The sequence below is a fragment of the Pseudomonas lactucae genome, from assembly GCF_036688725.1.
GTDB lineage: Bacteria > Pseudomonadota > Gammaproteobacteria > Pseudomonadales > Pseudomonadaceae > Aquipseudomonas > Aquipseudomonas lactucae.
Genome location: NZ_JAQQPT010000029.1, coordinates 20,346 through 41,233 on the forward strand (window position 1 = coordinate 20,346; position 20,888 = coordinate 41,233).

General features: G+C 60.1%; 18 protein-coding genes. 13 read left to right on the forward strand and 5 right to left on the reverse strand.

All coding sequences use genetic code 11. From position 1 onward, the window contains the following. Position 1 precedes the first annotated feature (1 nt). From hisS to V6M90_RS26840, 6 genes are all read left to right on the forward strand, one after another. Positions 2 to 1,291, forward strand: coding sequence for a histidine--tRNA ligase (gene hisS / locus V6M90_RS26815; RefSeq protein ID WP_003175951.1), 1,290 nt, complete (start codon positions 2 to 4; stop codon positions 1,289 to 1,291). Positions 1,292 to 1,332: 41 nt separating this feature from the next. Then, positions 1,333 to 1,974: a YfgM family protein gene (locus tag V6M90_RS26820; protein WP_003175950.1), complete on the forward strand. Its 642-nt coding sequence runs from the start codon at positions 1,333 to 1,335 to the stop codon at positions 1,972 to 1,974. Further along, the gene (gene bamB, locus V6M90_RS26825; protein ID WP_003175949.1) at positions 1,967 to 3,118 is read left to right on the forward strand and encodes an outer membrane protein assembly factor BamB; all 1,152 of its coding nucleotides are present in this window, start codon (positions 1,967 to 1,969) and stop codon (positions 3,116 to 3,118) included. Before V6M90_RS26820 ends, bamB begins: the two co-directional genes overlap by 8 nt. 134 nt (positions 3,119 to 3,252) lie before the next feature. Then, positions 3,253 to 4,722: a ribosome biogenesis GTPase Der gene (gene der, locus V6M90_RS26830; protein ID WP_003175948.1), complete on the forward strand. Its 1,470-nt coding sequence runs from the start codon at positions 3,253 to 3,255 to the stop codon at positions 4,720 to 4,722. A gap of 195 nt (positions 4,723 to 4,917) precedes the next feature. Beyond that, complete coding sequence (locus tag V6M90_RS26835) at positions 4,918 to 6,066, forward strand: pyridoxal phosphate-dependent aminotransferase (RefSeq protein WP_003175947.1); 1,149 nt, start codon at positions 4,918 to 4,920, stop codon at positions 6,064 to 6,066. Next, a complete protein-coding gene (locus V6M90_RS26840; RefSeq protein WP_141065035.1) occupies positions 6,054 to 6,845 on the forward strand; it encodes an amidohydrolase in 792 nt (263 codons plus the stop codon). The genes V6M90_RS26835 and V6M90_RS26840 overlap by 13 nt, the downstream gene beginning before the upstream one ends. A gap of 118 nt (positions 6,846 to 6,963) precedes the next feature. On the opposite strand, the gene leuA is transcribed toward V6M90_RS26840, so the two are convergent. The 4 genes from leuA to V6M90_RS26860 all read right to left on the reverse strand — a co-directional run bounded on the left by leuA (position 6,964) and on the right by V6M90_RS26860 (position 12,071). Beyond that, a complete protein-coding gene (gene leuA / locus V6M90_RS26845; protein WP_332847412.1) occupies positions 6,964 to 8,643 on the reverse strand; it encodes a 2-isopropylmalate synthase in 1,680 nt (559 codons plus the stop codon). 322 nt (positions 8,644 to 8,965) lie between these two features. Next, positions 8,966 to 9,787, reverse strand: coding sequence for a M23 family metallopeptidase (locus V6M90_RS26850; RefSeq protein ID WP_003175944.1), 822 nt, complete (start codon positions 9,785 to 9,787; stop codon positions 8,966 to 8,968). Positions 9,788 to 9,790: 3 nt separating this feature from the next. Further along, positions 9,791 to 11,170 carry an exodeoxyribonuclease VII large subunit gene (xseA, locus tag V6M90_RS26855; protein ID WP_003175943.1) on the reverse strand — a complete coding sequence of 460 codons (1,380 nt, stop codon included), beginning with the start codon at positions 11,168 to 11,170 and terminating at the stop codon, positions 9,791 to 9,793. Between the two features lie 10 nt (positions 11,171 to 11,180). Continuing rightward, entirely contained in the window at positions 11,181 to 12,071 is an 891-nt protein-coding gene (locus V6M90_RS26860) for a LysR family transcriptional regulator (RefSeq protein WP_332847413.1), read from the reverse strand. 99 nt (positions 12,072 to 12,170) lie between these two features. On the opposite strand from V6M90_RS26860, the gene V6M90_RS26865 reads away from it, so the two are divergent. From V6M90_RS26865 to V6M90_RS26890, 6 genes are all read left to right on the forward strand, one after another. Further along, on the forward strand, positions 12,171 to 12,938 hold the full coding sequence (locus V6M90_RS26865; RefSeq protein WP_003175941.1) for a sulfite exporter TauE/SafE family protein: 768 nt from the start codon (positions 12,171 to 12,173) through the stop codon (positions 12,936 to 12,938). Between the two features lie 74 nt (positions 12,939 to 13,012). After that, positions 13,013 to 13,561 (forward strand): sugar ABC transporter ATPase, encoded by a 549-nt coding sequence (locus tag V6M90_RS26870; protein ID WP_141065032.1) that lies wholly within the window; start codon positions 13,013 to 13,015, stop codon positions 13,559 to 13,561. A gap of 104 nt (positions 13,562 to 13,665) precedes the next feature. Next, the gene (gene guaB, locus V6M90_RS26875) at positions 13,666 to 15,135 is read left to right on the forward strand and encodes an IMP dehydrogenase (RefSeq protein WP_017530001.1); all 1,470 of its coding nucleotides are present in this window, start codon (positions 13,666 to 13,668) and stop codon (positions 15,133 to 15,135) included. 80 nt (positions 15,136 to 15,215) lie between these two features. Next, positions 15,216 to 16,793, forward strand: coding sequence for a glutamine-hydrolyzing GMP synthase (gene guaA / locus V6M90_RS26880; protein ID WP_078734560.1), 1,578 nt, complete (start codon positions 15,216 to 15,218; stop codon positions 16,791 to 16,793). Positions 16,794 to 16,979: 186 nt separating this feature from the next. Beyond that, a complete protein-coding gene (locus V6M90_RS26885) occupies positions 16,980 to 17,225 on the forward strand; it encodes a helix-turn-helix domain-containing protein (RefSeq protein ID WP_141065031.1) in 246 nt (81 codons plus the stop codon). Continuing rightward, positions 17,218 to 18,450 carry a type II toxin-antitoxin system HipA family toxin gene (locus V6M90_RS26890; protein ID WP_042945249.1) on the forward strand — a complete coding sequence of 411 codons (1,233 nt, stop codon included), beginning with the start codon at positions 17,218 to 17,220 and terminating at the stop codon, positions 18,448 to 18,450. The genes V6M90_RS26885 and V6M90_RS26890 overlap by 8 nt, the downstream gene beginning before the upstream one ends. 19 nt (positions 18,451 to 18,469) lie before the next feature. Here the strand turns inward: V6M90_RS26890 and treR are convergent, their stop codons facing one another. After that, positions 18,470 to 19,174: a trehalose operon repressor gene (treR, locus tag V6M90_RS26895; protein ID WP_003175934.1), complete on the reverse strand. Its 705-nt coding sequence runs from the start codon at positions 19,172 to 19,174 to the stop codon at positions 18,470 to 18,472. Positions 19,175 to 19,410: 236 nt separating this feature from the next. Here treR and treP point away from each other — a divergent pair, with 236 nt between their 5' ends. Then, a complete protein-coding gene (gene treP / locus V6M90_RS26900; RefSeq protein WP_078825966.1) occupies positions 19,411 to 20,853 on the forward strand; it encodes a PTS system trehalose-specific EIIBC component in 1,443 nt (480 codons plus the stop codon). The last annotated feature ends 35 nt before the right edge of the window (positions 20,854 to 20,888 follow it).

The following is a 20,888-nucleotide window of genomic DNA, read 5'->3' on the forward strand; positions in this document are numbered from 1 at the left end:
TGTGAGCAAGTCTCTGCAAGCCATTCGTGGCATGAACGACATCCTGCCTGAACAGACGCCGCTGTGGCGCTACGTTGAGGGCACTGTTGCGCGCCTGCTGGATAACTACGGTTACAAGCAGATCCGCATGCCGATCGTTGAGTTCACCGAACTGTTCAAGCGCTCCATCGGTGAAGTGACCGACATCGTCGAAAAAGAGATGTACACCTTTGAAGACCGCAACGGCGACTCCCTGACCCTGCGTCCGGAAGGGACCGCTGCGTGCGTGCGCGCCGTGCTTGAGCATGGCCTCACCGGTGGTGGTCAACCACAAAAGCTGTGGTACATCGGCCCGATGTTCCGCCATGAGCGCCCGCAGAAAGGTCGTTATCGCCAGTTCCACCAGATCGGCCTGGAAGTGTTCAACCTCGATGGTCCAGACATCGATGCCGAGCTGATCGTACTGACCTGGCGTCTGTGGGGCATGCTGGGTATCCGCGATGCGGTCAAGCTTGAGCTCAACAGCCTGGGTACCAGCGAGTCCCGTGCACGCTACCGCGAAGCCCTGGTGGAATTCCTGTCCGCACGCCTGGACATGTTGGACGAAGACAGCCAGCGCCGTCTGAAGACCAACCCATTGCGCGTATTGGACACCAAGAACGCCGATACCCAGGCCGCACTGGTCGACGCGCCGAAAATGGCCGACTACCTGGACGACGAGTCCCGTACGCACTTCGAAGGCCTCAAGGCTCGCCTGGATGCCGCCGGTATTCCGTACGTGATCAACCCGAAACTGGTGCGCGGCCTCGACTACTACAGCAAGACAGTATTCGAGTGGGTCACCGACAAACTCGGCGCCCAGGGCACCGTGTGTGCCGGCGGCCGTTACGACGGCCTGGTCGAACAAATGGGCGGCAAGCCGACCACGGGCGTAGGTTTCGCCATGGGCATCGAGCGGCTTATCCTGCTGCTCGAAACCCTGGAGCAGGTCCCGGAAGAAATCGCCCGTCAGGTGGACGTGTATCTCTGCGCATTTGGCGAGGCGGCTGAACTGGCTGCCTTGGCCCTGAGCGAGAAGGTGCGTGACCAACTGCCCAACCTGCGCCTGCAGATCAACGCCGGCGCCGGCAGCTTCAAGAGCCAGTTCAAGAAAGCCGACAAGAGCGGTGCGTTGTACGCACTGATCCTCGGCGATGACGAGTTGGCCCGGCAAGTGATAGGTTTCAAACCCCTGCGTGGCCAGGGCGAGCAACAGAACATTGCCTTCGATGCGCTTGCTGCGCACTTGGCCACCTGCGTCGTGCAGGGTTGAAGCTGTCGAACAGCCGAATTTAGCGATTAAGGAGTATTGGGGTGTCGAGTACTGATGATGAGCAGTTGGCCGATTTCAAAGACTGGTGGCAGCGTAACGGCAAGCCCCTGGTTACTGGCGGCCTGCTGGCTTTAGTGGTGGTGTTCGGCTGGCAAGCCTGGCACAAGTATCAGGCCAACCAGTCCCAGGGCGCCTCGGTCCTCTATCAGCAATTGCTGGAAAGCACCCTGACGCCTGACGGCAAGCCCGACGCGGCCAAGGTTGCGTATTTGGCAGGCGAACTGAAAAAAGATTTTGGCGGTAGCACCTACGCCCAGTACGGCAGCCTGTTTGTCGCGAAAGTCGCGGTCGACTCCGGCAAGCTGGATGACGCGTCCGTCGAACTTAAAGCCATCGTCGACAAACCGACCAACCCGACCCTGGGTGAAATCGCACGTCAGCGCCTGGCCCAGGTATTGGCGGCACAGAGCAAGGCTGACGAAGCACTCAAACTGCTCGACGGCGATGCGGACAAAGCATTTGTAGCCACTCGTGAAGAGCTCAAGGGGGACCTGTTGGTCCAATTGGGTCGTACCGACGAAGCCAATGCTGCGTATAAGAAAGCCAAGGCGGCGCTGTCTGATGAAGCGGCAGTCGGTGGCTTACAAATCAAGCTGGACGACTTGGCCAAAGGGGATGCGTGACGTGATCCGTTGGAAACATGCAGCATTGCTGGCTCTGGCCGTTCTGGCCGCGGGTTGCAGCAGCAACAGTAAAAAAGAACTGCCTCCGGCCGAGCTGACCAGCTTCAAGGAAGAAGTGGTCCTGCAAAAGCAGTGGAGCCGCTCCATCGGTGACGGTCAGGGCGAAACCTACAACATGTTGGTACCGGCAATCGACGGTGACAACATTGTGGCTGCTGACGTGACCGGCGTGGTGGTCTCCATGGATCGCATGAACGGCGACGTCAAGTGGAAGAAAGACCTCGAATTGCCCGTCTCCGGCGCTGTCGGCGTGGGTTACGGCATGGTCCTGCTCGGCACGCTCAAAGGCGAAGTCGTGGCGCTGGATTCCAGCACCGGTGAAGAGAAATGGCGCGCTCGCGTGACCAGTGAAGTCCTCGCGCCGCCTGCCACCAACGGCGATATCGTCGTGGTGCAAACCCAGGACGACCGCGTCATCGGTCTGGACGCCAGCACTGGCGAACAGCGCTGGTTGTACGACAGCACCCCGGCAGTGTTGACCTTGCGCGGTACCAGTGGTCCGGTTGTGACCAACAATCTGGCCGTTGCAGGCCTCTCGACCGGTAAAGTGGTCGCCCTGGACACCCGCAACGGCGTGCCGGCCTGGGAAACCCGTGTGGCCATCCCGCAAGGCCGCTCCGAGCTGGACCGCGTGGTGGACATCGACGGCGGCTTGCTGCTGTCGGGTGAAACCCTCTACGTGGCTACCTATCAGGGCCGCGTTGCGGCGCTGGACCTGCAAAGTGGCCGCGTCAACTGGCAGCGTGATGCTTCCAGCTACGCGGGTGTCGCCCAAGGGTTTGGCAGCGTCTACGTAAGCCTGGCGTCCGGCACTGTTGAAAGTGTTGACGAGCGTTCCACCACTGCGTTGTGGAGCAACGACTCCCTGGCCCGCCGTCAGCTGTCGGCACCGGAAGTTTTCTCCAGCTACGTAGCGGTCGGCGACTTCGAAGGCTACCTGCACCTGCTGAGCCAGGTGGACGGTCGCTTTGTCGGTCGTGAGCGTATCGACAGCGACGGCCTGCGTGCGCGTCCGCTGGTGGTGGGTAACATGCTTTATGTGTATGGCAACAGCGGCAAGCTGGAAGCCCTGACCATCAAGTAAGAACCATGCTTGGGGTAACACCCAGGCGGCCCTGCTTCGGCGGGGCATGCGGCATCTGACGATGCTGCCCCGAGCACCAGCCGCTGCCTTGCAGCGGCTTTTGTATTTTCTGAAATAACGAAGTGGAGAGCCGCATGGTTCCCGTAATCGCCCTGGTGGGCCGACCTAACGTCGGCAAGTCCACCTTGTTCAACCGCCTGACCAGGACTCGTGACGCCATTGTCGGCGACTTGTCCGGTCTGACCCGTGATCGCCAATACGGTGAGGCAAAGTGGCAGGGGCGCTCCTACATTATTGTCGACACCGGTGGTATCTCCGGTGACGAGCATGGCATGGACGAAAAAATGGCCGAGCAGTCGCTGCTGGCCATTGAAGAAGCCGACGTCGTGTTGTTCCTGGTGGATGCCCGCGCGGGCTACACCGCTGCCGACCAGATGATTGGCGAGCACCTGCGCAAGCGCAACAAACGTTCCTATTTGATCGCCAACAAGATCGACAACATCGATCCTGAACAGGCCCGCGCCGAATTCAGCCCGATGGGCCTGGGCGACGCGATCCCGATCGCCGGTGCCCACGGTCGCGGCATCACCCAGATGCTGGAAGTCGCCCTGCGCGACTTCCCGAAGGATGACGCCGAGGAAGAAGAGGGCGAGGAAGAGATCGTTGCCGAAGGTGAGGAAGCCAAGCGCATTCCTGGCCCGAGCGAAAAAGACGGTATCAAGATCGCCATCATCGGTCGCCCGAACGTCGGCAAGTCGACCCTGGTCAACCGCATGCTCGGTGAAGACCGCGTCATCGTCTACGACCAGCCCGGCACCACCCGCGACAGTATCTACATCCCGTTCGAGCGTAACGACGAGAAGTACACGCTGATCGACACCGCCGGTGTGCGCAAGCGCGGCAAGATCCACGAGGAAGTTGAAAAGTTCTCCGTGGTCAAAACCCTGCAAGCGATCAAAGACGCCAACGTGGTGATCTTCGTGATGGACGCCCGCGAAGGCGTGGTGGACCACGACCTCAACCTGCTGGGCTTTGCCCTGGAAGCCGGTCGGGCGTTGGTGATCGCGATCAACAAGTGGGACGGCATGACGCCGAGCGAGCGCGATTTCGTCAAGATCGAGCTGCAGCGTCGCCTGTTCTTCGTCGAGTTCGCCGATATCCACTTTATCTCGGCCCTGCACGGCACGGGCGTGGGCAATCTCTACGCCTCCGTACAGAACTCGTTCAAGTCCGCGGTAACCCGTTGGCCGACCAACCGTCTCACCCAGATCCTGGAAGACGCGGTCGGCGAGCACGCGCCGCCGATGGTCAACAACCGCCGGATCAAGCTGCGTTACGCCCACTTGGGCGGTGCCAACCCGCCGATTATCGTGATCCACGGTAACCAGATCGAGAAGGTGCCCAAGTCCTACGTGCGTTACCTGGAAAACACCTACCGCCGAGTCTTGAAACTGGTCGGTACGCCGATCCGTATCGAGTTCAAGGGTGGTGAGAACCCATACGAAGGCAACAAGAACACACTGACGGACCGTCAGGTGAACAAGAAGCGTCGCTTGATGACTCACCACAAGAAGGCCGACAAGAAGCGCCGCGATAAAAAGTGAAGCAGCGGCTAGTGAAAAGCTGCAAGCGGCAAGTAAAAGCTGGATCACTTGTGGCTTGAGGCTTGTAACGTGCAGCTCAAACCGCCAGGTACAAAAAGGGCTCTGAATGAGCCCTTTTTCGTGCCTGGCGGTTTGCCCCTTGACCCGCTTGTTGCTTGCAGCTTACAACTTGCAGCTCACCCGAAGGGGGCTTCCATGATCACCAGCAAGCTGCCGAATATCGGCACGACCATTTTCACCACGATGTCGCAATTGGCCGCCGAAACCGGCGCGCTCAACCTGTCACAGGGTTTTCCCGACTTCAACGGCCCCCAGGGTTTGCTCGATGCCGTGGGCAGGCACGTTGCCAGCGGGCATAACCAATATTCGCCGATGACCGGTCTACCGGCGCTGCGTCAGCAAGTGGCGGCAAAGATCGCGCGCAGCTACGGCGTCACGGTCAATGTCGACAGTGAAGTGACCATCACCCCCGGCGCCACCGCTGCGATCTTCTGTGCAATCCAGGCGGTGATTCGCAGTGGCGATGAAGTCATCGTGTTCGACCCCTGCTACGACAGTTACGAGCCTTCGGTGGAACTGGCCGGTGGTCGTTGCGTGCATGTGCAACTGAGCCTGCAGGGCTTTGCGCTGGACTTCGACAAGATCAAGGCCGCGCTGTCGCCGCGCACGCGCATGATCATTCTCAACACCCCGCACAATCCCACGGGCGCGCTGATCAGTCGTGCTGAGCTGGACCAACTGGCCGAGCTGATACGCGACCGTGATATCTACCTGGTCAGCGACGAGGTCTACGAGCACCTGGTCTTCGATGGCATGTCCCATGTCAGCGTGCTGGCTCACGAAGAGCTGTATCAACGCGCATTCGTCGTCAGCTCCTTTGGCAAGACCTATCACGTGACCGGCTGGAAAACCGGCTATGTCGTTGCACCGCCAGCGCTCACTGTTGAGCTGCGCAAGGTGCACCAGTACGTCAATTTCTGTGGTGTGACGCCGTTGCAGTTCGCGCTGGCCGACTTCATGGCCGAACACCCGGAACACGTCGGCGAACTGCCAGCGTTCTACCAGGCCAAGCGCGACCTGTTCTGTGACCTGCTGGCGCCGTCGCGTTTGAGTTTCACTCGGGTCGCCGGTACCTACTTCCAACTGGTGGATTACGCACAAATCCGCCCCGATCTGGACGACGTCGCCATGTCACTGTGGATGACCCGCGAGCACGGCGTGGCGACCATTCCGGTGTCGGTCTTCTACCAGCACCCACCCCAAGGCCAGCGCCTGGTGCGCCTGTGCTTTGCCAAACGCGAGGAGACGCTGCGACAAGCGGCTGAAAAACTATGCGTGATCTGAATGCATTGCCCAACCTGACAATCGCCCTGGTCCAGACCACGCTGGCATGGCATGACCGCCAGGCTAACCTTGAACACTTCGACGCATTGCTTGAGCAGGCCAGGGGCGCCGACCTGATCGTGCTGCCGGAGATGTTCACCAGCGGGTTTTCCATGGAGTCGGCCAGCCTGGCCGAGCCCGAGAACGGCCCGACCCATCATTGGCTGCAAGCTCAGGCGGCGAAGTACAACGCGGTGGTTACCGGCAGTGTGATTATCCAGGCCGCCGATGGTAGCCATCGCAATCGACTGCTGTGGGCGCGGCCGGATGGCGAGGTGCTGCATTACGACAAGCGTCATCTGTTTCGTATGGCCGGTGAACATAATCACTACACCCCCGGCGAGCGCCAGGTGCAGTTTGAGTTGAAGGGCTGGCGTGTTCGGCCGCTGATTTGCTACGACCTGCGTTTTCCGGTGTGGAGCCGCGATGCCCAAGATACGGACCTGCTGTTGTATACCGCCAACTGGCCGGGTGCGCGGCGTCAGCATTGGAACCGCTTGTTGCCCGCGCGGGCGATTGAAAACCTGTGTTATGTGGCGGCGGTGAATCGAGTGGGCACGGATGGCAAAGGCTTTGCCTATACAGGCGACAGCCAGGTGCTGGATTTCCAGGGCGAAACCTTGCTGAGCGCGGGGGAGGCGGACGGGGTGTTCCAGGTGATTCTGGATGCGGCCGAGTTGTCTGCCTATCGCAGCAGATTCCCGGCGAATCTGGATGCCGATAGCTTTCAGTTTGTCTGACGGACCGCTATCGGGGGCAAGTCCCCAATGAGGCCCTGTCAGGCAACCCAAATCTGAAACTCAATAAAAAGGCCCCTGGATTCGCATCCAGGGGCCTTTTGCATTGCGGCGATAAAGCTTACGCCGCTTTGGCTTCCTGCTGGCTCAACGAACGGTTCAGCGCGCTGAACAGCGCCTTGAAGCTGGCGGTGGTGATGTTTTCATCAATGCCCACGCCGTGTGCCGGACGTTCGCCGCTCACCCGCAGCTCGATATAAGCTGCTGCCTTGGCGTTAGTGCCGGCGCCAATGGCGTGTTCGTTGTAGTCCATGATTTCCACGCCAATCGGCAAACCAGCCACCAGCGCTTCCAGCGCGCCGTTGCCTTTGCCTTTCCAGTGCAGGTTGGTTTCGCCCTGGCCCTTGCCTGAGACTTCCACCTCGACAAAGCTGTTGCCGTTCTCTTCCTGCAGGCGATGGCTGACCAGTGCATACGGCGTATTGGCCTGCAGGTACTCACGTTGCAGCAACGCGTAGATCTGCGGCGCGGTCATCTCCAGGCCCACGCGGTCGGTCTCGGCCTGTACCACCTGGCTGAACTCGATCTGCATGCGCCGCGGCAAGCTGATGTCGTATTCCTGCTCCAGCAGGTAGGCGATGCCGCCCTTGCCCGACTGGCTGTTTACACGGATCACCGCCTCGTAGCTGCGACCGATGTCGGCCGGGTCGATCGGCAAGTACGGCACTTCCCACAGCGCATCGTCTTTCTGCTGGGCGAAACCCTTGCGGATTGCGTCCTGGTGGGAGCCGGAGAACGCGGTGTGGACCAGGTCGCCCACGTACGGGTGACGCGGGTGCACCTGGATCTGGTTGCACTCTTCAACGACTTTGCGCACGCCATCGATGTCGGAGAAGTCCAACTGCGGGTCAAGGCCCTGGGTGTACATGTTCAACGCCACGGTGACGAGGTCGACGTTACCGGTGCGCTCGCCGTTGCCGAACAGGCAGCCTTCGACACGGTCGGCACCGGCCATCAGGCCCAACTCGGTGGCGGCGACGCCGGTGCCACGGTCGTTGTGGGTGTGCAGGCTGATGATCACGCTGTCACGACGGTTGATATGGCGACCAAACCACTCGATCTGGTCGGCATAGATATTCGGCGTGGCGCATTCGACGGTGGCCGGCAGGTTGAGGATCACCTTGTGCTCGGGCGTCGGGTTCCACACCTCGATCACCGCGTCACAGACTTCCTTGGCGAACTCCAGCTCAGTGGCGCTGAAGGTCTCCGGGGAGTATTCGAAGGTCCACTGGGTTTGCGGCTGCTGGGCGGCGTATTTGACGAACAGCTTGGCTGCGTTGACCGCGATGGCCTTGATACCGTCCTTGTCCTGGTTGAACACGATGCGGCGGAATGACGGCGAGGTGGCGTTGTACAGGTGCACGATGGCTTTCTTGGCGCCGCGCAGGGATTCGAACGTGCGCGCGATCAAGTCTTCACGGCCCTGGGTCAGCACCTGGATGGTGGTGTCCTCGGGGATGTGATTGTCTTCGATCAGGGTCCGCACGAAGTCGAAATCGGTTTGCGACGCCGCAGGGAACGAGGCTTCGATTTCCTTGACGCCGACAGCAACCAGAGTTTTCCAGAAACGCAGCTTTTTCGCCGCGTCCATCGGTTCGATCAGCGACTGGTTGCCATCCCGCAAGTCGGAGCTGCACCAGATCGGCGCTTGGGTGATGGTCTTCGAGGGCCAGGTGCGGTCCGGGATATCGATGGTCGGGAACGCGCGGTACTTCGAAGACGGGTCTTTGAGCATGCTCATCGGGAAATCCTTTGTTGTAGGGCCGAGAAAAGGCGGCCTGCCGTGGAACTGTTTTGGGGATAAAGCTTGAAGACGAGGCAGATCGATTCAGCCTGGCAGTCGTGCGCTGACGAGGCACAGGCTGCGGTGCTGGCGGAGCTGAATGAGGGTGTGAGAGGTTTTCATAAGTCCAACCCTAACCTCAGGGGTGAAAGATGGCAAGCAGTCGCTAAAAATTGAGAGAAGTTCTTTTATCTGCGTATGAAACGGGATTTTATGGTTGGGAATAGTGCTCAGGCTAGATTAAATTGCGCGCCCGTTATCAGGCGCGCAATCGCGTCATTCAAGGCTGGAAGGCGCCGATGAAAATCGCCGGGTCGACCCGTGCATCGTTCAGGCTGACATTCCAGTGCATATGCGGCCCGGTGGCGCGACCTGTCGCGCCGACCTTGCCCACGACTGCGCCGCGCACCAGTTGCTGGCCCACCTTCACGTCGATCTTCGACAGATGGCAGAACATGCTGATAAAGCCCTGGCCATGATCGACAAACACGGTGTTGCCGTTGAAGAAGTAGTTGCCGACCAGAATGACCTTGCCGTTCGCCGGGGTCTTGATCGGCGTACCGGCCGGTACGGCGAAATCCAGGCCCGAGTGCGGATTGCGTTCCTCGCCGTTGAAGAAACGACGTACGCCGAACTTGCTCGACAGCGGCCCGTTCACGGGTTTGTCCAGCACCAGATTGCTCGGCAGGTTGGGGCTGAAGCTGCGGTAGGCCTTGATCTGAACCGCCAGCTCGGCCTCGATGCGCTTGAGTTGCGCGGGCTCGGGGTTGACCTGGCTTTTGTTTTTCAAGGTGATGCGCTGCTCGGGGTATTTCTTGTAGCCGACAATAAACGGCAATGTGCGGCCACCACTGCTGATGCGCTCATTACCTGGCTTGACGCTCAACGGGATGCCGACAATGGCCAGCCAGTTGTCCTGTTCCTTGACCACCAGCACCGGTTTGCCTTGGTAGGAGGCTTTGGGCGCCGTGGCCGAAGGGCCGAGTTCGACCACCGCCACACCGCCTGGCACCGGTTTATTCAAGGTGCGACTGACGTAGCTGTCGGCGTGAGCGTTAAAGGCCAGGCACAGCAGCATCCACAAGCTTAAGAAACGAGGCATCGATCAATCCAGTAACGAAAGGGTGACGGGGGTCAGGTGGTTGTCTTCCACCCGCACCTGCAATTGGCCTTCACCGAGGCGCGCTGTCAGGCGCTGGCCGGTGCGGGTTTGCGCGGCGTTGCGAATGGCCTGGCCACGTTCATCCAGCAGGATGCTGTAGCCACGCCCCAAGGTCGCCAGCGGGCTCACTACTTGCAACGTCTGCACCTGGCTCTGCAATTGCAGGCGCCGTGCCTTGAGACCTTCACGCATGGCGCGAGGCAGGCGTTCGGCGAGGCTGTCCAGGCGTTGGCGCAGCAGCGCGAGTTGACGCCCCGGATGTTGGCCGGCGAGGCGCGTTTCCAGGCGGATCAGGCGTTCGCGACGTGTATTGAGGCTACGCTCGAAGGCGCGGCGCAGGCGCATGTCCAGGTCATCCAGGCGCTGGGCCTGCTGGCGCAGACGCTCGCCGGGGTGGCGCAGGCGACGGGCCATGCCTTCCAGGCGCAGACGACTGTGGCTCAGTCGGTTGCGCATCAGCATCACCAGGCGGCGGTGCAGGTTTTCAACTTGGCGGACCAGATGACTGGCGTCCGGTGCCAGCAGTTCAGCGGCGGCGGAGGGGGTAGGGGCGCGCACGTCCGCGACAAAGTCGCTGATGGACACATCGGTTTCATGGCCGACGGCACTGACGATGGGGGTCACGCAGGCATCCACCGCCCGCGCCACGGCTTCTTCGTTGAAACACCAGAGGTCTTCCAGCGAACCACCGCCACGCGCCAGGATCAGCGCGTCAAAACCTCGGGCATCGGCGAGTTTCAACGCTCGCACGATCTGTGGGATCGCTTCGCGGCCTTGTACGGCGGTCGGGATCAGGGTCAGTTCAATGTTCGGCGCGCGGCGGCGGAACACGCTGATGATGTCGCGAATCACGGCGCCCGTCGGCGAACTGATAATGCCAATGCGCCGAGGGTGCGCCGGTAGCGGCACCTTGCGTTCGGCGCTGAACAGGCCTTCGGCGCTGAGCTTTTCCTTCAGCGCATCGAAGGCCAGGCGCAGCGCGCCGTCACCGGCCGGCTCAACGGTATCGAGGATCAGTTGGTAATCACCCCGGCCCTCGAACAACGAGACCTTGCCGCGCACCTTCACCGCCAGGCCGTCCTTCAACGCCTGGCGCACCCGCGCGGCATTATTGCGAAACAGCGCGCAACGCACCTGCGCACCGCTGTCCTTGAGGGTGAAATACACATGGCCGGAGGCCGGGCGGGCGAGGTTGGAGATCTCGCCTTCGACCCAGATATTGGTGAACACGTCTTCCAGCAACACCCGCGCGCGGCCGTTGAGCTGGCTGACAGTCAGGACTTCGCGGTCCAGGCCCAGGCGGGCAAAAGGGTCTTTAATCATGGGCGGCAGTTTATAGGCATTCGTGCAAGGTTTGGCAGAATTGCGCCACCAGCGGTTGCGGCGCCTGTTGGCAAGCCAACGCCACGCTGCTCAGGCAGTCCGGGTCGGCCAGGGGTAAAAAGCGCACGTTGGAGGGCGCGATGTCTTGCATGGATTTTGGTAACAAAGCGATACCGAAGCCGGCCTGGATCAATTGCAGCTGCGTGGTCTTGCGCGACATGACGCGCGCCGCCTTGGGGAAAAATCCCGCGCGCATGCACAGTTCGGCCGACAGATAACTCAGGCCGCCACGCTGTGGATGAGGGATCGAGATAAATGCCTCATCCCTAAGCTGCTGCAGCTCTACGGGCGTATCACGGCGTGACAACGGATGATTCGACGGCACCGCCAGCAACATGGGTTCGCTATATAAAGGCCGCACGCTCACCCCTTCGCGCTGGCACAACACCGGCAAGCGCAATAGCCCTACGTCCAGGCGGCCCTCGGCGATTTCCTCCAACTGGTCTTCGGAGGACAGTTTGGCAATATCCACCGACACCCCTGGGCAGCGCTCCAGCCACGTGCTGATACCTTGCAGCAAGCGACCACTCATCGGCACGGTACTCGAATGGCTCAAGCGCAGCGTACCGAGCTGGCCATGACCGACTTGAGTGGCCATTTCACTGGCCTTGAGCAATTCACTCAGCAGGTTGCGCGCGCGTGGATAGAAGGCTTCACCGGCGGCCGTCAGCCTCGGTTGGCGCGCCGTGCGCTCGAACAGCGGGGTTTGCAGCTGGGCTTCCAGTTCCTTGATCTGCCGGCTCAAGGCCGATTGCGCCACGAACAAACGTTCCGCGGCGGCGCTGAAGCTGCCACTGTCGGCGATTTCAACGAAGTAGCGCAGTTGGCGAGTGGAAATCACGCGTCATGCCTTTTTGAGATAGGTGTGGGGCTTTGAAGATATTAGTCGCATCTCTCGTCGATGGCTAAAGTGAACGCTGTCTTTTACAAGGAATCGTTCATGAGCCCGATTGAACTGATGAGCCAGTGGTCATTTGGCGCTGTGGATTGGCTGGTGATCGGCGTGGGTGTGGTGGTGGCGTACATCGTGTTCGGTATCGCCGGCTTCGGTACGGCGCTGGTGGCCGGGCCTGTGCTGATTCTGTTCATGCCATTGTCGAAGATTATTCCGTTGCTGGTGTTGCTGGATTTTGTCGCAGCCTTTGGCGGCCTGCTGCAAACACGACGGGATGTGAACAAACCGGAGCTGCTTCGACTGCTGCCGTGCATGGCCATCGGCTGTACGCTGGGTGTGGTGTTTTTGCTCAACCTGCATTCGGACCTGTTGCTGTTATTGATGGGCCTGTTTATCAGCGCCTACGCGGTTTACAGCCTGGCAGTAACAGCCCGGCCCACGCAGCTCGCCAAAGGCTGGTCGATCCCCATGGGCACCGTCGGCGGGCTGTTTGGTGCGCTGTTCGGCAGTGGTGGCTTTTTATATGCGATCTACCTGAACAGTCGTCTGCCCAAGGACGCGGCACGTGCTACGCAAAGCGCGCTGATCAGTTGCAGCACGGTGGTGCGCCTGAGCCTGTTCCTGATCGCCGGGGTCTATGCTGATTTGCCACTGTTGATGCTGGCGCTGTGCCTGCTGCCGGCGATGGCCCTGGGGTTGTGGTGCGGGCGCAGGTTGACGATGCGCATGTCCCGTGAGGCGTTTGTGCGGTTGGTGACCTGGTTGGTGTTGGCCAGTGGCATTGCGCTGATCGGGCGTTACTTGAGTACTTGACCTGCGTGGGGCAGGGATTAAGCTGCCAGCCTTCAGGGCCTCATCGGGGGCAGCAGCCACACCGCAGGACTTACATGAACTCCCAAAGCATCCTTGTCCCCAAAATCTCCACCTTGCCCGTCCACGAACCCCGTGCCCGGGCGATCGTGCGCTGGCTGGTGCGCAAGAACATCATCAAGGAAGAACTGACCACCTGCGGTCGTACCGGCAACCGCATGGCCTACGCCCTGGCCGACGGTGCCCGCGCCGTGGTGCTGCATCCCGAGGCGCTGCCGTTCAACGAGTCGGTCAATGGCCTGGAGATTATCTACAAACGCTGCATCTACACGCCGGCCAAGGGCTTTCTCGAAGAAGCCGGCTGCCCGGAGTGCCGCAAGGAAGTCGGCGAGGCGCTGTTCGAAAGCCTGGAAGACTGGATGCCCGGCCACACCGACAACTTCACCTGCCCGCTGTGTGGGCATGAAGATGACATCAACGGCTTCCTGTTTCTGCAGGAGTGCGGGTTTTCCAACCTGGGATTCATCTTCAACAACTGGGCGGAGGCGGGTTTCAAGCAGAGCTTTATCGACGAATTTGCCGATTGGCTGGACCAGAAGATCAGTTGGGTCAAAGTCGAGCTTTAATCCATCTATCAGTATTACCAAGTTTGTCAGAGTTTTACATTGAGCCCGACAGGGTGCATGTATATAATGGCGCGCTTCCATTTTCCCGCTCGGGAGCCCCCGCGATGCTGCGTATCAGCCAAGAAGCTCTGACATTCGACGACATTCTCCTAGTGCCCGGTTATTCCGAGGTGCTTCCTAACGAAGTCAGTCTCAAGACCCGCCTAACCCGTGGCATCGAGCTGAATATTCCCCTGGTTTCCGCTGCGATGGACACCGTTACCGAAGCCCGCCTGGCCATTGCCATGGCGCAGGAAGGCGGTATCGGTATCATCCACAAGAACATGACCATCGAGCAGCAAGCTGCCGAAGTGCGCAAGGTCAAGCGTTACGAAGCCGGTGTGGTGAAAGATCCGATCACCATCGAAGCCGACGCCACCGTGCGTGACCTGTTCGACCTGACCCGCCTGCACAACATCTCCGGTGTTCCCGTGCTGCATGATGGCGACCTGGTCGGCATCGTCACTTCCCGTGACGTGCGCTTTGAAAACCGTCTTGAAGTGACCGTCCGCGAAGTGATGACGCCCAAAGAGCGCCTCGTCACGGTCAAGGAAGGCGCCGACAAGAACGATGTGCGTGAACTGCTGCACAAGCACCGCATTGAGCGCGTACTGATCGTCGACGACAAATTCGCCCTCAAAGGCATGATGACCGTCAACGACATCGAAAAAGCCAAGGCTTACCCGCTGGCCAGCAAGGATGACCAGGGTCGTCTGCGCGTTGGCGCTGCCGTCGGTACCGGTAAAGACACCGGCGACCGCGTTGCCGCGCTGGTTGCCGCCGGTGTGGACGTGGTGGTGGTTGACACTGCCCACGGCCATTCCAAAGGCGTGATCGACCGCGTGCGTTGGGTCAAGCAGAACTTCCCTGAAGTACAGGTGATCGGCGGCAACATCGCCACCGGCGCTGCCGCCAAGGCCCTGGCCGAAGCGGGCGCGGATGCCGTCAAGGTCGGTATCGGCCCAGGCTCGATCTGCACCACGCGTATCGTCGCCGGTGTAGGCGTGCCGCAAATCAGCGCGATCGCCAACGTCGCCGCCGCCCTTGAAGGCACCGGTGTGCCGTTGATCGCCGACGGCGGCATCCGTTTCTCCGGTGACCTGTCCAAGGCCATCGTCGCCGGTGCTTCGTGCGTGATGATGGGCTCGATGTTCGCCGGTACCGAAGAGGCCCCTGGCGAGATCGAACTGTTCCAGGGCCGTTCGTACAAGGCTTACCGCGGCATGGGTTCGCTGGGCGCCATGTCCCAGGCCCAGGGATCGTCCGACCGTTACTTCCAGGACTCTTCGGCAGGCGCCGAGAAGCTCGTGCCGGAAGGTATCGAAGGCCGTGTGCCTTACAAGGGCACCCTGAGCGCCATCATCCATCAACTGATGGGCGGTCTGCGTTCCTCGATGGGTTACACCGGCAGCGCCAACATCGAAGAAATGCGCACCAAGCCAGAGTTCGTACGGATCACCGGCGCCGGCATGGCTGAATCCCATGTCCACGACGTGCAGATCACCAAGGAAGCGCCAAACTACCGCGTAGGTTGAGGCTTCCAGCAAAATGTTAAGTAACCGGGGCTGTTCTTCAGCCCCGAGTTGTTTCTGATTCATTAGACGAGACTGACTTCATGGCCCTCGACATTCACGCCCACCGCATCCTGATCCTCGACTTCGGTTCCCAGTACACCCAGCTGATCGCCCGCCGCGTGCGTGAAATCGGCGTGTACTGCGAACTGCACCCGTTCGACATGGATGACGAAGCGATCCGCGAATTCGCACCGAAAGGCGTCATCCTCGCCGGTGGCCCCGAGTCCGTGCACGAAGCCAACAGCCCGCGTTGCCCGCAAGCCGTATTCGACCTGGGCGTACCGGTCTTCGGCATCTGCTACGGCATGCAGACCATGGCCGAGCAACTGGGCGGCAAGGTTGAAGGCTCCGAACTGCGTGAATTCGGTTATGCCCGTGTGGACGTAGTCGGCAAGAGCCGCCTGCTGGACGGCATCGAAGACCACGTCGACGCCGACGGCCTGTTCGGCCTCGACGTGTGGATGAGCCACGGTGACAAGGTCACCAAAATGCCGGAAGACTTCCACATCCTGGCCAGCACCCCGAGCTGCCCGATCGCCGGCATGTTCAGCGACGAGCGCCGTTACTACGGCGTGCAGTTCCACCCGGAAGTGACCCACACCAAGCAAGGCGGCCGTATCCTGTCGCGCTTCATCCTCGACATCTGCGAGTGTGAAGCCCTGTGGACCCCGTCTAAAATCGCTGAAGACGCCATCGCCCAGGTGCGCGCCCAGGTTGGTACCGACAACGTGCTGCTCGGCCTGTCCGGCGGCGTTGACTCCTCCGTGGTCGCCGCGCTGCTGCACAAGGCCATCGGCGACCAGTTGACCTGTGTGTTCGTCGACAACGGCCTGCTGCGCCTGCACGAAGGTGAGCAAGTGATGGCCATGTTCGCCGAGAACATGGGCGTCAAGGTGATCCGCGCCAATGCCGAGGAGCAGTTCCTCAACAACCTGGCCGGCGAGTCCGACCCGGAGAAAAAGCGCAAGATCATCGGCCGCACCTTCATTGACGTCTTCGATGCCCAGTCCAACAAACTGGACAACATCAAGTACCTCGCCCAGGGCACCATCTACCCCGACGTGATCGAGTCGGCCGGCGCCAAGAGCGGCAAGGCCCACGTGATCAAGTCCCACCACAACGTAGGTGGCCTGCCTGAGGAAATGAACCTCAAGCTGGTAGAACCGCTGCGCGAACTGTTCAAGGACGAAGTCCGCCGCCTTGGCCTGGAACTGGGCCTGCCCTACGACATGGTCTACCGCCACCCCTTCCCAGGCCCAGGCCTGGGTGTGCGCATCCTCGGTGAAGTGAAGAAGGAATACGCCGACCTGCTGCGTCGCGCCGACCACATCTTCATCGAAGAACTGCGCAAGGCCGACTGGTACCACAAGGTCAGCCAGGCGTTCGTGGTGTTCCAGCCGGTCAAATCCGTTGGCGTGGTAGGCGACGGCCGTCGTTACGCGTGGGTTGTGGCCTTGCGTGCGGTGGAAACCATCGACTTCATGACGGCGCGTTGGGCGCATCTGCCTTACGAGCTTTTGGAGACGGTCAGTGGCCGGATCATCAATGAGATCGAAGGTATCTCGCGTGTTACTTATGACGTGTCGAGCAAGCCGCCGGCGACGATTGAGTGGGAATGAGCCTGCGGCAGCAGGTGAGTGCTGAATAACAAAACCCCGGTCTTTTGGCCGGGGTTTTGTGTTTTCGGAGCGTCAGCCTTATCAAGAAACGGATCCATATAAAACACTATTCAGGGCTTTTTGCATCTTATATAGTGCATTAATTCAATGTTTGCAATTTTTGCATTGTATAGGATGCGTTTTGGTATGGGCGATTTAGGTATATTGATCAAAAATCTGCGCAAGGCCGCCGGCCTCTCACAAGCCCAGCTCGCGCAGCGCCACGGCATGAGTCGCGCCACTATCTCGGGGATCGAGAACAACACCATCCCGGAAGTGGGGATTCGCAAGGTCGGAGCGATCCTCGAGGGGTTGGGGTATGAGTTGACTGCCATACCCAGGCATCGTCGCAAAACTCTCGATGAGCTGAAATCAGGAGGCATCCATGACTAGTCAACGTGATCGGTTGTATATCGGTGCTGGGGGTGTGCCTGCTGGAACGCTCGGGCGCGGTGAAGACGACCGGCGTGATTCGGTGTTCTCGTATAACGAAAAGGTTGCTGAAGAGAACGCAGTTTCCCTGACCATGCCCGTGCGCTTGGAGAGCTACAACTGGAAGTATGGCGTCCATCCGTTGTTCGAGATGCATATCCCTGAGGGGCATCTCAAGGACGAACTTGTGCGACGTTTCAGCAAGTCGGTACACGGCTTTGACGACTTCACCCTGCTGGGCATTGTGGGCCCACACCAACTGGGTCGTATCAGCGTTTCCCGTGCCGCCGGTGGTGAGTCACTGCCTGAGATCAAGCTCGCAGAGTTATTGGTCTATGACGGGGCAAAAGACCTGTTCGATGATCTTCTGAAAACCTACGCGGCCTATTCCGGGGTCTCGGGTGTTCAACCAAAGGTGCTGGTGCGCGACCTGAACGATACGGTCCCCGGCATTGAACGTCTCACGCATAGGGGCGCCACGCATCTGGTGAAGGCGTTCAACGAATCTGAGTTTTCACAATTGGCCGCCAATGAGTTTTTCTGCATGCGGGCCGCAGTCCATTGCGGCTTGGAGGTGCCTGAGTTTCAGCTCAGTCAGCACGGGAAATTCCTGGTGGTGAAACGGTTCGATATCGGTGCAAGCGCCTACCTCGGATTTGAGGACATGTGCGTTCTATCGGGATGGGGAACCGCCAGGAAATACGACGGCAGCTATCAGGGATGCACGAAGCTGATCAGGTCATTTGTCACACCCAGCCGCGTCGTCAGGACACTGGAAGACTTCTTTTTGATGGTGGCGCTTTCTGCCGGGATCCAGAACGGTGACGCGCACCTGAAAAATTTCGGCCTGCTGTATGAGAATTGCGCAAAGGACGCGGACGTTTGGCTCGCCCCGGCTTACGATCTGGTGACCACCACGGTGTACAGCAGCAACGACATCATGGGTTTGCTGCTCGGCGGGTCGAAGGCTTGGCCAAAGCGCAAGATGCTGGTCCAGTTTGGACGCAGTTCGTGCGGTTTGACAGAGACCCGTTGCAATGAACTGCTTGCCAGGGTGCAAGACGGCATGGCTCGCGCGATGGCGGAGCTTTCAGAATACCGAAGCACTCACCCGGAGTTCGAGGCAGTAGGGGAGAAGATGACCGCTGCTTGGGCAGCAGGACTGGCGAAGAGTATCGCAGTGTAGTGATCTTCCCGGCTTACGCTTACCGCCGTGCAATATCCGAAAAGTAAAACTTATCCAACGTATGCCGCGACTCGGTGTACTCGAACTGCCGCCCATCCTGCAAAAACGTCTGGTTACTCACCACGATCACATGGCTTTGCCCATCCAGGTCCAGGTGCGCCTGGTCGTCCTTGCTGCGGGGCAGGGCTTCGATGGTGCGTTGGGCGTAGCTGATCTGCAACTGCAAGGTCTGCTCGATGAACGCGTAGATCGACTGCCCGGCAATCGCCTGGTCCAGCCCCGGGATCACGTCGGCGACGAAGTGGTTGATGTCGAGGATCACCCGTTTGCCGCCAATGCGTCGTACCCGCTTGATCTGCGTGATCAGGCTGCCGGGTTCGGCTTCGATGTGTTCGAGCAGCGCGCCCTCCAGGGCGAACTGGCTGAACTGCACCACTTCGGTCTGTACGTCATCGCCCAGGTCGGCGTGGGTTTCGCGAAAGCTGACGATGCCGCCCAACTGGAACTCGATGGGGTTGGGCGACAACACAAACGTGCCCTTGCCATGAATCTTTTGCGCGAAGCCCCGCTCCTGTAACTGCTCGATGGCCCGGCGCACGGTGCCACGGCTGGCCTGGTAGGCGCTCATCAATTCGGTTTCGGAAGGCAGGCGGGTACCACGCTGCAGCCGTTCGGTCGTGATGCTGGCAAGCAGATCGGTATAGATCTGGTTGTATTTGCTCATGTTGGAGGGCTCTGTACCGCGTTGGCGTTCAAGGCAGGAACCTTAGTGGCAGTGCCGGGGCGTTGTCCATTCAATCGATTTGAAATTTCAGAAGTATCCGACACAAAAAACAGAAAATTAATCCATTTTTAAACTCGTCTGTACGAGTTGTTGATTTAACTCGTACAGACGAGTACTTTTGACGTCGTTGGACTGCCAAGGTCACTCCCGATAACAAGAAAAGTGGAAGAAAACCCATGAGCCACGACTACCCCAACATTGCCCGCGAGTTGCTCCAGCACCTCGGCGGCGCCGATAACCTGGAGCAGGCCGCGCACTGTGTGACGCGCCTGCGCCTGGCCCTCAAGGACCAGAACCTGGTCAACAGCCCGGCACTGAACCAGGTCGACCTGGTCAAGGGCTCCTTCTTTACCGGCGGCTTGTTCCAGGTCGTCATCGGCCCCGGCGAAGTGGAAAAGGTCTACGCCGCCCTGCGCGAGCAGACCGGCCTTGCCGCCTCGACCATTGCCGACGTCAAGAAAGCCGCCGGCGACAAGATCAACCCCCTGCAACAACTGGTGCGGGTGTTCTCCGATGTGTTCATGCCGATCCTGCCGGCGCTGATCATTGCCGGCCTGTTGATGGGCATCAACAACCTGATGGGCGCCAAGGGCATGTTCATCGAGGGGCAAACGCTGCTGGAGGCCTATCCGAACCTGGATGGCCTGTGGAGCCTGATCAACCTGATGGCCAACACCTCGTTCGTGTTCCTGCCGGCGCTGGTGGGCTGGTCGGCGGCCAAGCGGTTTGGCGGCAGTGAAATCCTCGGCATCGTGCTTGGCCTGATGCTGGTCCACCCCGACCTGCTCAACGCCTGGAACTACGGCAAGGCCGTCGCCGGCCTCGACGGCCAGAGCCTGCCGTACTTCGATATCTTCGGTTGGTTCCAGATCGAAAAAGTCGGTTACCAGGGGCAGATCCTGCCGATCCTGCTGGCCGCCTACGTCATGAGCGTGATCGAAAAATGGTTGCGCGCGCGCGTGCCGAATGCCATCCAATTGCTGGTGATCCCCATCACCACCATCGTTGTTACCGGCGTGCTGGCGCTGGCGATCATCGGCCCGGTGACCCGTCACCTCGGCATCCTCATCACCGAAGGCATGGTCACCCTGTTCGACCTGGCGCCCATGGTCGGCGGCGCACTGTTCGGCCTGTTGTATGCGCCGCTGGTCATCACCGGCATGCACCACATGTTCCTCGCCGTGGACCTGCAACTTATTTCCAGCCAGGGCGGCACCTTTATCTGGCCAATGATCGTCATGTCCAACCTGGCCCAGGGCAGCGCGGCACTGGCGGTGTTCTACATGACCCGCAACGCCCGTGACAAAAGCATGGCCTCGACCTCGGCGATTTCCGCGTACTTCGGCATCACTGAGCCGGCGATGTTCGGCGTCAACCTGCGCTTCAAATTCCCGTTCTACGCGGCGCTCGCCGGTTCCGCGTTGGGCAGCATTTTCCTGTCGCTGAACAAGGTCCAGGCCTCGGCTATCGGTGTGGGTGGCCTGCCCGGTTTCATCTCGATCATGCCTGAGTTCATCCCGTTGTTTGTCGTCGGCATGACGGTCGCGATCGTGGTGCCGTTTGCGCTGACCTGTGTGTTGAGCATGAAGATTGTCCGGCCGGGTTATCGGGTTGCCTGAACTATCGCTGATGAGGCCTTCAAGGCCAGTACAAA